We start from the raw sequence: 11,977 nt of genomic DNA on the forward strand, positions 1-11,977 counted from the left end.
CGGTGTGTCAAACCCGGTGTGAAAACTGTTGCTCTCGCTCGAGTGGGCAGGCGTAGCACGAGCGCGACGCACAGACGGGAAACGTCCGTTCGCGGGAAGGTCCCGGTCTCACAAATCGATCGGCGATTTTCACCGGTCCTACTCCATGATATACTATTCTGCCCTTCTTTCTTCTTGCAGGATCAACCCCTTCGATCCTTTCGCCCTCTTGCGGTTTTCTTTGAGTGATTCCGAAATTCGGCGTATCTTTACGATAGTCTCTATCTCGGAATTAGGGCGCTGTCTTGCGATTCTGGTCGTTTTTAATTGTCTCGGATAATCTGACCAACTCGAGAGCCACTGAGTCCGATGGCCTTCCCGATGTCATTCTGCGTCAGTTCCGTGTTCTCGTAGACTCCCTCGAGAATCTCTTGTTTCACCTCTTTTTCGGCGTCTTCAACCGCTCGCTCGACGATTTCCTCGTGCTCGTCTCGCCAGAGCAGATTCGACTCCTCGAGCCCCTCGTACCGATCGTCCTTCAGATCCGAGAGATACTGATAATCCGGATCGTTGTCGATCGGGTCCCACTCGAGGTATTGGAGAATCTTGGGCTGGAGTTTCCGCTGCGTTGCCGAGTCGGGTTGATCGTATCGGTAGACCTTGGCTTCGCCCTGATCGGTGACGTGGATCCGGAGGTCGGACATCTCGATCAGTCGGACATCGAGCGCGGAGATCGACGGGAGCGTTGCCTGCAAGAGGTACTGGCGGTACCGACACATCTGGAAGAGTTGCGTTAGTTCGACGTTCGCTGTCGAGTTGCTTCGGCGGTTGTCCGCGATGACGCCGACTTCATCCAAAATCGGCGCACTCTGGAACGGTGCCGTTCGAAGCAGGTGGATGGCTGTCTTCGCATCCATCGCGGCGTGGTCTTCCGCACAGAAGTTCGAATGGTGGGCCTTCGCCACCGATATTGCCCCGCTTGTTTTTCCGAGTCCGACCCCCGCGTTTCGACCGGTCCAGATGATCCGGATATCTCGCTCATTTCGCCAGCGTTTCTCGATGAAGTCGTGAATATCGAACGTCGATCGGTAGGGATCGAAGTCCTCGACTGGCAGCTCGCGAACCTCGAGCGTACGCTGTTGCTCGATCGATGGCGAGGACAGCGTTACAGGTCCCTCTTCGGCAGGATCGATCGTCGGGTCGAACGTCGAGTCGACGCTCATTCGTCACTCACCGCCACATCCGGTTCTGCATCGTTCGTTTCGACTTGGCTCTGATCTATCCGTTTGCGTTCCGGTGCTGCGCCTTGTCCGGGTGAAAACGGCGAATCGCGGAACAACTGATCGAGAACCATCACCGCCCTGGCTGCGATCTCCGGGGGCATGATCCGCGAAACCTCTTCGGTTTTGATTGATTCGCCTTCGACCGCATCCTCTGATCGGATTTCTTGTTTTTCGACCGAGTAGACCCACGGATCGAGGTTTTTCAGTCCCTTGATCCAATCGCCGTCATCGTCCTTGTATAACGGGACTTCATCCCAATAGTAGGCCGACGTAATCGCCCACGGTCGAAGCGTGACGTAATAGTGCGTTGTGGCGACGTGAAGCGACGTTTTCGATTGGTCGATAGTATCGTCGTCATACGATCCAGCCAAAACTTGATTGACCGTCCGAAGCGCCTGTCGCGCTTCTCGAGAGGCTTGGTGAACGTCCTGTACAACCATCGCACCGTTATCGGCACTCTGCATAGGGCGTTGCTGTCAAATTGGCTGTCTTATACTCTGGGGTAAGAATTAAGACAGTCTGGTTGACCACACGCTCCGCATGGCTACATCCAGCCAGGCCGCTGTCGAACTCGAGACCGAGTCGGGAGCGGGATCGAACGGAGGGGCACCGAGTTTCAAACGCCGGATCGCGAACGTTGCGACTGTTGGCTCCTGTTCGGGACCAGCAGACGCGGCGATTGCGGCGAACGAACACGCCGAAGACGTAGCGACGCAGCAGTTCAACAACGTGCTGGTTCGGGGGATCATGACCGTGCTCATCGGTGGGATTCTCCTCACGTTGGCGGGGGTGATCATCACCGATTTCGTCGAGATCATGCCCGAGGGGACCGACACGGATCCAGCGCTGATCCCTCGAGAGGATATTACGTCGCCGCTTGCGACGGCGCTCGGACTGGCGGCGATCTCGCTGGTCGTGCCGATCGTCGCGGGGGTCGTCGCGTTGCTGATGGGCTCGTTCGGCGGGTTCATGGGCAACGGCGGCGGGGGTGGCTTCGGCGGGCGTCGATAATCCATCGCTCCGGTACTTTTAAGATAGCCTATTTGACCACACGGCGAGCATGGCTGCATCCAGCCAGGCCGCCGAGATCGAGGTCGAGGTGGCACCAGACGCGAACGAGGAGCAGAGTCTCAGAGAACGAGTCGCAGACGTTGCGACGACCGGGTTCAACCGCGGACCTGCAGACGCGGCGATTGCGGCGAACGAGCACGCCGAGGATGTCGCAACCCAGCAGTTCAACAACGTGCTGGTGCAGGGCATCATGACCGTCCTGATCGGCGGGATTCTCCTGACGCTTGCGGGGGTGATCATTACGGACTTCGTCGAGATCATGCCCAGCGACGGGTTCATCTCGCAGGAGGAACTCACCGATCCGCTCGGGACCGCGCTCGGACTGGCAGCGATCTCGCTGGTCGTCCCGATCGTCGCCGGCGTTGTGGCGTTGCTCATGGGGTCGTTCGGCGGCTTCATGGGCAACGGTGGCGGAATGTCTCGAGGACGGCGCTAACGGCGGTTTAACCTTTTATGAATACCACGGGAACACTTGCATCGCTGACACTCGTCGCTATCCTGGGAGTTGCAACGACCGTCGCCGCAGCCGGCTTTTACGCTGGCGAAGCGGACGCGACAGGCGTCGAAACGGCGTTGTTCGAGACGCTCGATACCGTTGCTGGTCCGCTGTTTGTCGCGTTGATCCTGTTGCTATTCGTCGTGTTCGTTGTCTCGATCGCAATCACGTCGAAGAACAGCATCTACGGGGGGCGCGGCCGATGATCTGGCCGATCTTCCTCTCGCTATTCTGGGCTGGCCTGGGCGCTGCGTACGTCTCTGTCGTCCGTCGCGAAGCCGAGTTGCTGTTCGGTGGGCTGTCGTTTCTCTGCTGGCTCGGCGTCGCGTTCTCGTCGACGTCGATCGAGGTCGCCGTCGGCAGCTCCCTCGAGGAGGTCGGTGAACCCGGCCTGACGGCGATCGGTCTCTTCGGCGTCGTTGGCATGCTCATCTGGATACTGCTTGTCGTCGCCGATCGCGTGCCGACGGACGGCGATGCAATTGATCACGAACCTGATAACCATGAGTACGAATACTGATCAGTCGCGAGCTGCATCGAGCGCGAAAGCGAACGGACAGAGTCCGACCCAAGGCGTCGCCCGCCGTTCTCGATCGAAACCGGAGTCGCTCGGATCGAAAGACAGCGAGTACGTCGACACGATCGTCGAAGCCGACGCGATTCACGAGCGCTGGCAGTCCTGGCTCGAGACGGACTTTTCGAAGGACTTCCCGCTGGCGAAGTACCCCGGCGGTCACGCCGAGGACGAGGAGTTGCTGGTGCTGAACCGGATGGACATGTTTCGGAAGAGCCATCCGCCGGAGGAGTCGGCCATGCAGGGCGAAATCCGCGAAGGGTTCGTCGGCGACCAGAAGGAATCGGTCGGTGCTGACGACCTGTACCTCTTGCAGTCGTACCTGCGTCGGATCGTCGCCCGCATGACCCGTGGCGAGCGGGGTTGGCAGCAGGACAAGTTCGACGGCGTGCTGTCGGTCTCGAAAACGGAGAGTCAGGGCGGACGATCGCTCAAAGAGAAGATTTTCGGGTGAAATACGATGAGTCTGAACCTACGCGAACGACTGGCGAACTGGCATATGAGACGGGCGATGTCGACGATCGGGACGGCCGTCCTGGTCGAAGACGACGACAACCAGTACTCGCTCTACAAGGGCGAGTACGATCCCGAGATGAACGCCGTCGTCTGTGAGTGGGGCGGTGACGAGCACAAGTTCAAGCTCGACGGCGAGGGTGGTGTCGGCTCGTTCTGTGGCGGCGGGCTCGCACTCGCCTACCGGCGACTCGGTGCCCTCTCGAGCGTGGCGAACGCTCGAGCCTCTCGTGAGGTGCCGGCGGTCACTGACGGTGGAACGATCGACGACGCTGATCCCGAGACGGAGCTCGAGGTTCCCCTCGAGACAGCCGGCGTCAAACTCGGGAATGTGATGAAAGCCGCGCCGCACAAGTACGATCCCGAGGACCTGGTGAAAGCCGAACAGCGGGGCTATCTCTTCGCGAAAGAGGAGAGTTCGATGCCCAGCTACGCGCTGATCATCGGGACGCTCATGCTCGGGTTGCTCGCCGGGGCGCTGCTCGTGTACTTCACGACCGGTAGCGACGGCGGATCGACGCTCTCACTGATGGCCGGCCTGGGGCTGGTGGGGTGATCCGATGGCCGACGATCGCCTTCGCGGTGCCCTTCGATCTGGATTCGAGGCGGCACTCGGGACGCCGGATCGGATTCGAGATCGCGTCGAAACGGGTGCCGATCGAGTAACCGACGCGGTCGATGATGCAACAGACCGCGTTCGCAGCGGTACCGATCACGCGACTGATCGCGCGGATGCTGCCCGTGAGCGAGCCGGCGGTGGGGCCGCAACTGCACGCGAGCGAGTTACCGAGACGACGACCGACGCTCGAGGTCGCGTCGAGGACGGCGTCGACAGTGTGCCCGACCGTCAGGCGGTTCGGTCACAGATCGATGACTACCGCGAAGACTCACGGCAGGTCAGAGACGAAACGACGACGGGTGTCGTCCCTCACGCGGGGCTTGGTCGTGGCCGGACTGTTCGAGCCGGGTCACAGGTCGTTGGACGTGGGAGAAGCGTCGTCGGCCGTGCTCGAGAGGCTGAGCTTGGATCTGACATCGCCGTTGGTGGCGCAGCGTTGGCCGGTGCAGTCGGTATCGATCAGGCCAGGCAACACGACCTTGGGCGTTCCGAACTCACCGTCCCAGAAACGACCCATCAGACGGAGATCGAAACGCCAGCCGAGCAGACAGAGCCGGGTGAGATTCCAGCGCCGGAGCAGCCGACGGCCCACCGCAACGAACTCGTGCCGTCTGCTCCAACGGCCGATCGGCCAGAGGTTCGTGTTCCCGATCGCGCCGACGAGGTCGCTCGCGTCGGCGGGCTGGGCGAGCAAATCGGTCGGGAAGAACACACGGATGACGAGATCGTCATCTCGAGAGACGAGATTCTGTCGCCTGAGGAAGTCGAACGCGAACGGCTCGAGCAGGCACGCGAAGAGTGGGACGAGACCGACGAACACACTAACGAACGGGAGTGGTTCTGGAGGCCCGAAGGTACCCAGACAGAGGAGACGGGAAGCGAGCGGACCCAGCAACCGCAGCAGCGAGAGCTGGGTAGCGAGCATCTCACGGCGACGCTCATGGGGCCGGCTACCGAGCCACGTGTGAGTGGGTTTGAGGATACCACTACGTCGCAGATCGATGTCGAACTCGAGGAACTCACACACGATCCGGACGAACGCCAACAGCAGGACCAGCACCAAGAGCAGCCTCAACACCAGTGGCACCCGCAAGATCAGGGGCAACCCCAGGACCAACCTCTCGATCAGTCGCAGGCGATCGGACTCGAGCAACAGTTAGCGCTGCAGTTGGACCAGCAACCAGCACAACAGCCAGCGACGTATCCAGAACAGCCGGCGCCGCAAAACTGGGAGAGTCCGGGGTATCCGACGGGGCCAGGTCACGCCGGTCCGCAGCAATCTCCACAGCCACGGCAGCCGCCGCGGTTGCCACGGTTCGACCTCGAGGACAGCGAAGAACAGTATCCGGTAGAATTCGACGAGCTCGGGTTCGCAGAATGGGAAAACCCGATGTGGAGCCCGGCAGAGGTCGCCAGTTCGGAATCGAGCGCTGGTGATCAGGCGGACGATCCAGTCGATCGTCTCTCCGAGATGCTGGGTGGTCCACGATGACCGAGACGACCACAGTCGAGTACGAGCTGGCGTGGGCCGTCATTATCGTGGTCACGTCGGTCCTGCTCGTCGGCTTCCTCTGGGTGATTCTGGATATCTTCGTCCAGCACATCCTCGCTGAGACCACCGATGTGCCCAGCTACACAGCCGATCGCGTCGATTACTCGACGGGCTGGTTACTCCGATTCTGGACGTTCATCCCCGCGATGGCGCTGGGCTCATTCGTCGCCTGGGGACTGCTACGAGCGGTTTCCGAGCGAGGTGGTCCGCTGTGAGTCATCCCGCACTCGCCTGGATGCTCGTGATGGTCGTCTTCGTCATCCTGTTCGTGGTAGTCTGGATGGCCGGCATGCTTGTCGGCGATCTGTTCCCCGCCCTCGAGGCGATGGGCAACGACTTCGTCCCGGTCGAGATCGTCACCGACGCGATCCTGATCTGGATGCCGATCGGGCTCGGCATCGGGTTCGTGCTCTGGGCGCTCGCGTACACGTTCATCAGCGAGGCGGTGGTCCGATGACGGCGATTAGTTTGTCTGTGCTGTCGCTCACTCGAGGACAGTACCGGACGATCGCGCTGGTGTTTTTGATGGTCGCGAGCCTACCGGTGATGAGTATCGCGTTTACGGGCGGAATGGGAAATAATGGGACAGTGGCCGCAGAGAATGAGTCTGAAAGAGTTTTCTATGCATCGCAGGATACTGCTGGTGCTGTTGACTCGTCTGACGGATCAGATCTGTGGGATACTGGATTTGAATCTGAGGCAGTCCAACTGAGTCCAGATGACAGTATCTTGTATGTAGCAGAACAGGACGTTGATGATAGAGTTAGGGCATTAGATGCATCTGATGGGGAAGAAATATGGTCAATAGATATAGAATCATATCACGTCGAAATCACTCCAGATGGTGGCACTTTATTTTTATATAGCGAACCTACTTTAACTGCTGTTGACACTGACGACGGGTCAATACTTTGGGAAGAAAATATTGATCATCTCACTTGGGGATGGAACTCAATAAGTTATGCTGACGGATCGATATACGGGTCATCATCGACTGGCGAATTTTCCCGCTTTGATCTTGACACGAGAGGTTTAGATATAATCAGGGATGATGATCAGCCTTCATTGTATTCTGTGGATGCAGACGGAGATACAATATTAATCGGGACAGGATCAAGCGAGGTGGTGAGGTATGACCGTATTGACGGAGATCATATTGCTCAATGGACCTCTGAGGACCTCTCTGGATCTTCAAATGTAGACGATATATCAATAAATCCAACTGAGTCAACTGCCTACGCTACGACTGACGAAACAACAGCTATTGACATATATGATGGGTCCCATGATTGGGTATATAATGACACATCTGCAGAAGCCACGGCACCGTCTACCGATGGATCATTTGTGTATGTCGGAGGATTTGACAACGGCTTAGGATCTATAGACTCGTCTGATGGCTCCGAAGATTGGTTTATATATCCGGTTGGAGACCAGGATTCAGTAGTTGATATAACGGCAGGGGGTAGCGTCATAGCAGAGTCAGACCCAATCACTGGCCAAGTCGTCGATCAATCCGGCGACCAAGTTGATCAGGTTGACGGCGCGACCGTCCGCGCTGTCGATCAAGACGATGTCATCATTGAATCCGTCGTGACCGATGAGAACGGCGAGTTCGAGTTCGACGGGAATGCTGTCGGTAGTGAGGAGATCACAGTCGAAATTCTCATCGACCAGGAGCCGGTCTACGAATCGCCAGAGACGTTCGAACCGGAGCCAGGGGACGATCTCGGTGTCTTCGATATTTCGACTGCCATCACCGGCCAGATCGTCGATGAACACGAGAACGAGGACGAACGAGTCCCGGTTCCGAACGCAACCGTGCTCGCAGTCGACGACGATGGGCAGATAATCGATACGGCACTCACTGACGAAACAGGTCTCTTCGAATTCGACGAAGAGGACGTTGCAGAGACCCTCATTACCGTCGAAGTCAATATCGGCCCGAACAAGCGGTTTGACTCGGAGCCACAGGCGTACTATCCCGAAGCCGGCGACCACCTGGGGACCTTCGCAGTCGAGATGTCCGATCCAGAACTGCTCGAGCCGGAACCGGACGGCGACTACTCAGTGCCCGCTATCGGGCAGGGAACTGAACTCGAGGTCACCGTCGCGGACGATGACTTCCCCACGAGCGAGGTGTTCGTCGAGTTTTACGCCGTCTCAAACGGCGACTACATCCCGATCGGCAACGAGACAGTCCATCTCGATGCACCAGATAGCGAGCGTGTGTCGACGACCTGGCCGGCCGCGAACGAGCAAGGCGTCTACGAGTGGGCTGCCGTCGCTGGCGATATGTACAACTCGACGGCAATCGCCGAAACCGGGACGCTGACGTTCGAAATCGACAGTGACGCGCCAATCATCCGCGGCGCAACGGCCTCGCCGGACGACGAGGTCGTGACTGGCGATGTCGACCTCGAGGTCGACGTGGAACATCACGGCTTCCCCGAGGACGGAGTCACCGTCGAGTTCTACGAGTACGATAGCGGCGATCCGGAGGTCGACGAACTGATCGGCTCGGATACGCTCGAGAGCAACGACACGGCCAGGACGCCGTGGGCCGTCGACGGCGAGACGCTGGAGTGGTACGTCGTCGCCGAGAGTGACGCGGGTCACGTCGTCTTTTCCGACATCTTCTCGTTCGGGATGGCCGGCGACCTCGAGGTGCGTGATGCAGTAACTGGCGAGCTGGTCGACGATCGATCTGTCGAGATCGACGTGACCGCCCCGGACGAGAGTTTCACGACCGAGGTCTCGGACGGGATCTTCGATATCTCGCAGCTCGACAGCCAGGACGAAACCGTTCGCTTCGAGATCAGTGCGATGGACTACTACCCACGAACCGTCGAACTACGGTCGACTGTCGGCGGTGAAACGGTCTTCCTCGAGCGCGGTCCCGACTGGGAAGCAGATCCACCCGACGACGAGGACGATCCCGACGACACGCCGGATCACGAAGACGACGAAGATACGGTTCTGGTTCGGTTCGAATTGAACGATCGGACCGGCGATTTCGACCCGGACGAGACGCTACTCCGTGTTACCGAACAGGTCGATAACGAGTCACAGCTCGCACACAGCGAGACATTCGGATCGATCAATCGCGTCGACGTGACGCTGACTCGAGACGATCGATACGACCTCGAGATCGAGAGCGACGACGGCGGTGTCCGTGGCATGGGTGGGTTCACGGCGTCAGAATCGGAGGTCGTCGAACTCGATGTCGGCGATCTTTCCTGGCCAGTCCCCCGCGAAGAGGGCTACGAGTTCGACGCGCGGTTGAGCGAGGACGGCAATCTCGAGATTCGCTGGATCGACGAGGACGAACTCACTCGCCCGCTCGAGATTACGGTCACGGACTACGAAGAAGGATACACCGTCCACAGAGATTACGAGGCGTCGCTCATCGGACACTACGCAGAGACGGTCAACGTCAGCGACGACCGGACCTACGAGGTCACAGCCGAAGCTACTCGAGATGGGGAGACCGTCGAACTGACACAGATCGTCGGCCCGACGGATATGGACGTCGAGCCGCCGCTTGGCGAGAAAACGATGGCGGCGATTTCGGCTGTGGCCGTGGTCGTCGTCGCGGGGATCGTCGGCGGGGCGCTGTCGGGGATCGGCGCGGTGCTCGTCGCGATATTCGCGGGGCTACTGGCCGTCATGGGGTGGCTGCCGGTGCCGTGGTCGGCGATCGTCGTCGCGCTGGTCGTCTCGGTGATGTTCTACGTAGGTGATACCACATGATGTCGACCCGTGCGCTGGCGGTCTTTCTGGTCTGTCTGGCCGCGAGTTCGGCGTTCGTCTCGGCGGTCGGCTTCAGCGAGGTGATCGGCGACCAGGAGGTCGGCATCGAAGAGCAGGTCAACCAGACCGAAGAGGAGCTTCGAGACGCTGGTCCAAGCGACGAGGATCGATCCGACGACGGACTGCTGGCGTTGACCTACGGTGCGATGGGCGTGCTTCAGGACGTGGCCGGGATGATCTTCTTCCTTCCCCAGGTGTTGCACAACCTGGGGCTTCCGCTGGCCGCCGCGACGTTCGTTTCCGCGCCGGTGTACGTCGTCGTCGGGCTCTCACTGATCGAGTTCGCTCGAGGTGACCGGCTCCGATGACTGACGATCCAGTAGGTGACGACGGGATGCCGGGCGCTGGTCCGGAGGATCTTCCCGAGGGCGCGGACGGCCTCGAGCAGCTGGTCGAGGGCGAGATCATCGAGTTAGTGCTGTCGCCGTATCTCGACGTGCTTGGCCCGGTGTTCGCGGTCGTGCTGATCGGCGGGATCTTCACGATGCTGTGGATCTGGGCCGGCGACATTTCGTTGCCGATCGTCGTCGGCATCGTGCTGTCGGGGCTGTTGGTGACGGTGCTGCCGTGGCAACTCGTCGGGCTCCTCGAGGACCTGATTATCATCGGGATGGCCGTCGCGCTGTTCTCGGCGTGGTGGATGCGAACCAGTGGGGGCCTTCGATGAGAGTCGTTCGGCGGTCGGTATCGGTCGGTATCGACTGGCTGCAGGTCGTCTCGATTTCGCTGTTGTTCCCATGGGTACTACTGCACGAGGCGAGTCACGCGGTCGCGGCACTTCCCTGGAGTGACAGCATAGCGGTATCGATCTACCCGCCTCAAGCGTCCATCGTATTCGAGGACTCGAGTCGGTCCGTCCTGGCCGTAGTTGGACTCGCGCCGACGATCGTCGGCTACGCGATCGCGGCGATCGTGGTGGCAGTCGTTGGCTGGCCAGTCTGGTTTGGGCTCGTCGACCTCTACGTTCTGCTTGGCTGGCTCGTACTGACGATACCGAGCCCTGGTGATGTCCGGCCGGTCCTCTCTAACTGAGGTCGTAGTCTTCGCTGTTGACGACCGTCTCGTCACCATTTTGGACTCCAATCACTGTTATTCGACCGGATTCGGCACCGGACTCGAGGTCATCGTCACTGATCCGAAGCGTATCACCGACATCGAGTTCCTCGAGATCGTCGTCCTCGAGCGAGCCAGTCGGTGGCGACTCGAGGTTACCCGCCGGATCGCCGATGATGGTGACGTGGTCGGCGTTCCCGAGCGTAATGATGTCGACGACGATTGTGTTCGTCGTGTCTTCCACGTCGATCGTTATACCGGCCTGGATATCGTCGCCCCCGGGATCGATGTCCATTGCGAACCCGGCGACCACGGCAGCGAGGATGACGGTGACTGCTACGAGTAGGATGATGCCGATGACTGGCGATACCGCTCGCTGGCCATGCTGTTCTCGAGGCATGTGTGGAATAGAAAGAACGGGTGTGGTCAGTTAGTTGTCCCAGCTAGCGACAACTTGAAGATCGCCATCTATCTCGCCGTAAACGGTAATTTCGTTGATTTCATCGCCACCGGAAAGAGTGTCGAAATCATTATCAATATCGTCAATATCGTCGTCAGTACCAAGATCATCACTATTCAATTCAACCGAAGTCCCGACACTCCATGTAGAATCAGGATCAGCAGAACCTTCGGCCTCATCGGTTACGTATTCAGAGGAACCTCCGTCTTCTGTCACTTCAACGTAAATTGCGTCAGTGTTCCCTTCATCAATTACCTGGGTAGTAACGTGATCTCCAGACTCGTCGAAGTCGATCCCGGCATTCGCGGACCCGCTCATATCACCGAGGTCCATCACAAACGCAGCAATCACAGCGGCCAAAATTACTGTGATAGCTACCATCAATATGACACCTATAACGGGTGATACCGCACGTTCATCGTCCGATCCGACCAGTTTGTTCGTGATTTGTTTTCCGTCGAACATGTTTATCCTTTGCACAGCACCGTGAACGGTCGGAACGATTATCCCACGCGGTGTGATACCGTGTAGGTGCGGATGGATTGGGGGTTGAAACCATCCTCC

17 protein-coding genes and 1 pseudogene are annotated in these 11,977 nt (G+C 59.0%); 14 read left to right on the plus strand and 4 right to left on the minus strand.

All coding sequences use genetic code 11. From position 1 onward, the window contains the following. Window positions 1-302 precede the first annotated feature (302 nt). Window positions 303-1,202 carry a hypothetical protein gene (locus tag D8Y22_RS12665; RefSeq protein ID WP_141465072.1) on the minus strand — a complete coding sequence of 300 codons (900 nt, stop codon included), beginning with the start codon at window positions 1,200-1,202 and terminating at the stop codon, window positions 303-305. Then, entirely contained in the window at window positions 1,199-1,726 is a 528-nt protein-coding gene (locus D8Y22_RS12670; RefSeq protein ID WP_141465073.1) for a hypothetical protein, read from the minus strand. Before D8Y22_RS12670 ends, D8Y22_RS12665 begins: the two co-directional genes overlap by 4 nt. Before the next feature lie 76 nt (window positions 1,727-1,802). Between D8Y22_RS12670 and D8Y22_RS12675 the strand changes: the two genes are divergently transcribed. From D8Y22_RS12675 to D8Y22_RS12725, 14 genes and pseudogenes are all read left to right on the plus strand, one after another. Beyond that, window positions 1,803-2,273, plus strand: a complete 471-nt coding sequence (locus tag D8Y22_RS12675; RefSeq protein ID WP_141465074.1) for a hypothetical protein — start codon at window positions 1,803-1,805, stop codon at window positions 2,271-2,273. Between the two features lie 49 nt (window positions 2,274-2,322). Further along, window positions 2,323-2,769: a hypothetical protein gene (locus D8Y22_RS12680; RefSeq protein ID WP_141465075.1), complete on the plus strand. Its 447-nt coding sequence runs from the start codon at window positions 2,323-2,325 to the stop codon at window positions 2,767-2,769. A 17-nt stretch (window positions 2,770-2,786) separates the two neighbouring features. Next, window positions 2,787-3,035, plus strand: a complete 249-nt coding sequence (locus D8Y22_RS12685) for a hypothetical protein (RefSeq protein ID WP_141465076.1) — start codon at window positions 2,787-2,789, stop codon at window positions 3,033-3,035. Further along, the gene (locus D8Y22_RS12690) at window positions 3,032-3,349 is read left to right on the plus strand and encodes a hypothetical protein (protein ID WP_141465077.1); all 318 of its coding nucleotides are present in this window, start codon (window positions 3,032-3,034) and stop codon (window positions 3,347-3,349) included. Before D8Y22_RS12685 ends, D8Y22_RS12690 begins: the two co-directional genes overlap by 4 nt. Beyond that, window positions 3,333-3,857 carry a hypothetical protein gene (locus tag D8Y22_RS12695; protein WP_141465078.1) on the plus strand — a complete coding sequence of 175 codons (525 nt, stop codon included), beginning with the start codon at window positions 3,333-3,335 and terminating at the stop codon, window positions 3,855-3,857. The genes D8Y22_RS12690 and D8Y22_RS12695 overlap by 17 nt, the downstream gene beginning before the upstream one ends. Window positions 3,858-3,863: 6 nt before the next feature. Continuing rightward, window positions 3,864-4,472, plus strand: a complete 609-nt coding sequence (locus D8Y22_RS12700; RefSeq protein WP_141465079.1) for a hypothetical protein — start codon at window positions 3,864-3,866, stop codon at window positions 4,470-4,472. 4 nt (window positions 4,473-4,476) lie between these two features. Further along, on the plus strand, window positions 4,477-6,027 hold the full coding sequence (locus D8Y22_RS12705) for a hypothetical protein (RefSeq protein ID WP_141465080.1): 1,551 nt from the start codon (window positions 4,477-4,479) through the stop codon (window positions 6,025-6,027). Beyond that, window positions 6,024-6,302, plus strand: coding sequence for a hypothetical protein (locus D8Y22_RS22405; protein ID WP_174811845.1), 279 nt, complete (start codon window positions 6,024-6,026; stop codon window positions 6,300-6,302). Before D8Y22_RS12705 ends, D8Y22_RS22405 begins: the two co-directional genes overlap by 4 nt. Further along, window positions 6,299-6,544 (plus strand): hypothetical protein, encoded by a 246-nt coding sequence (locus D8Y22_RS22410; protein WP_174811846.1) that lies wholly within the window; start codon window positions 6,299-6,301, stop codon window positions 6,542-6,544. Before D8Y22_RS22405 ends, D8Y22_RS22410 begins: the two co-directional genes overlap by 4 nt. 113 nt (window positions 6,545-6,657) lie before the next feature. Then, a pseudogene (locus D8Y22_RS23370) lies at window positions 6,658-7,488 on the plus strand (outer membrane protein assembly factor BamB family protein); the annotation flags it as partial. 192 nt (window positions 7,489-7,680) lie between these two features. After that, window positions 7,681-9,840: a carboxypeptidase-like regulatory domain-containing protein gene (locus tag D8Y22_RS12710; protein ID WP_246084427.1), complete on the plus strand. Its 2,160-nt coding sequence runs from the start codon at window positions 7,681-7,683 to the stop codon at window positions 9,838-9,840. After that, a complete protein-coding gene (locus tag D8Y22_RS12715) occupies window positions 9,837-10,208 on the plus strand; it encodes a hypothetical protein (RefSeq protein WP_141465082.1) in 372 nt (123 codons plus the stop codon). Before D8Y22_RS12710 ends, D8Y22_RS12715 begins: the two co-directional genes overlap by 4 nt. Beyond that, window positions 10,205-10,567 (plus strand): hypothetical protein, encoded by a 363-nt coding sequence (locus D8Y22_RS12720; RefSeq protein WP_141465083.1) that lies wholly within the window; start codon window positions 10,205-10,207, stop codon window positions 10,565-10,567. Before D8Y22_RS12715 ends, D8Y22_RS12720 begins: the two co-directional genes overlap by 4 nt. Then, window positions 10,564-10,932, plus strand: coding sequence for a hypothetical protein (locus tag D8Y22_RS12725; RefSeq protein WP_141465084.1), 369 nt, complete (start codon window positions 10,564-10,566; stop codon window positions 10,930-10,932). Before D8Y22_RS12720 ends, D8Y22_RS12725 begins: the two co-directional genes overlap by 4 nt. On the opposite strand, the gene D8Y22_RS12730 is transcribed toward D8Y22_RS12725, so the two are convergent. Together D8Y22_RS12730 and D8Y22_RS12735 are read right to left on the minus strand one after the other, a co-directional pair. After that, complete coding sequence (locus D8Y22_RS12730) at window positions 10,925-11,353, minus strand: type IV pilin (RefSeq protein ID WP_141465085.1); 429 nt, start codon at window positions 11,351-11,353, stop codon at window positions 10,925-10,927. The two genes, D8Y22_RS12725 and D8Y22_RS12730, sit on opposite strands and share 8 nt — an antisense overlap. A 30-nt stretch (window positions 11,354-11,383) precedes the next feature. Next, the coding region (locus D8Y22_RS12735; protein WP_342781895.1) for a type IV pilin N-terminal domain-containing protein at window positions 11,384-11,977 on the minus strand (594 nt) is incomplete at its 5' end.

The organism is Salinadaptatus halalkaliphilus (assembly GCF_006543045.1).
Lineage (GTDB): Archaea > Halobacteriota > Halobacteria > Halobacteriales > Natrialbaceae > Salinadaptatus > Salinadaptatus halalkaliphilus.

What these genes read in the sequence shown, in the direction of transcription:
- D8Y22_RS12720 (WP_141465083.1), top strand. Translation starts at nt 10,205, where the DNA reads ATGACTGACGATCCAGTAGGTGACGACGGGATGCCGGGCGCTGGTCCG.
- D8Y22_RS12700 (WP_141465079.1), top strand. Translation starts at nt 3,864, where the DNA reads ATGAGTCTGAACCTACGCGAACGACTGGCGAACTGGCATATGAGACGG.
- D8Y22_RS12725 (WP_141465084.1), top strand. Translation starts at nt 10,564, where the DNA reads ATGAGAGTCGTTCGGCGGTCGGTATCGGTCGGTATCGACTGGCTGCAG.
- D8Y22_RS22405 (WP_174811845.1), top strand. Translation starts at nt 6,024, where the DNA reads ATGACCGAGACGACCACAGTCGAGTACGAGCTGGCGTGGGCCGTCATT.
- D8Y22_RS12685 (WP_141465076.1), top strand. Translation starts at nt 2,787, where the DNA reads ATGAATACCACGGGAACACTTGCATCGCTGACACTCGTCGCTATCCTG.
- D8Y22_RS12665 (WP_141465072.1), bottom strand. Translation starts at nt 1,202, where the DNA reads ATGAGCGTCGACTCGACGTTCGACCCGACGATCGATCCTGCCGAAGAG.
- D8Y22_RS12705 (WP_141465080.1), top strand. Translation starts at nt 4,477, where the DNA reads ATGGCCGACGATCGCCTTCGCGGTGCCCTTCGATCTGGATTCGAGGCG.
- D8Y22_RS12670 (WP_141465073.1), bottom strand. Translation starts at nt 1,726, where the DNA reads ATGCAGAGTGCCGATAACGGTGCGATGGTTGTACAGGACGTTCACCAA.
- D8Y22_RS12730 (WP_141465085.1), bottom strand. Translation starts at nt 11,353, where the DNA reads ATGCCTCGAGAACAGCATGGCCAGCGAGCGGTATCGCCAGTCATCGGC.
- D8Y22_RS12680 (WP_141465075.1), top strand. Translation starts at nt 2,323, where the DNA reads ATGGCTGCATCCAGCCAGGCCGCCGAGATCGAGGTCGAGGTGGCACCA.
- D8Y22_RS12675 (WP_141465074.1), top strand. Translation starts at nt 1,803, where the DNA reads ATGGCTACATCCAGCCAGGCCGCTGTCGAACTCGAGACCGAGTCGGGA.
- D8Y22_RS12715 (WP_141465082.1), top strand. Translation starts at nt 9,837, where the DNA reads ATGATGTCGACCCGTGCGCTGGCGGTCTTTCTGGTCTGTCTGGCCGCG.
- D8Y22_RS12690 (WP_141465077.1), top strand. Translation starts at nt 3,032, where the DNA reads ATGATCTGGCCGATCTTCCTCTCGCTATTCTGGGCTGGCCTGGGCGCT.
- D8Y22_RS12695 (WP_141465078.1), top strand. Translation starts at nt 3,333, where the DNA reads ATGAGTACGAATACTGATCAGTCGCGAGCTGCATCGAGCGCGAAAGCG.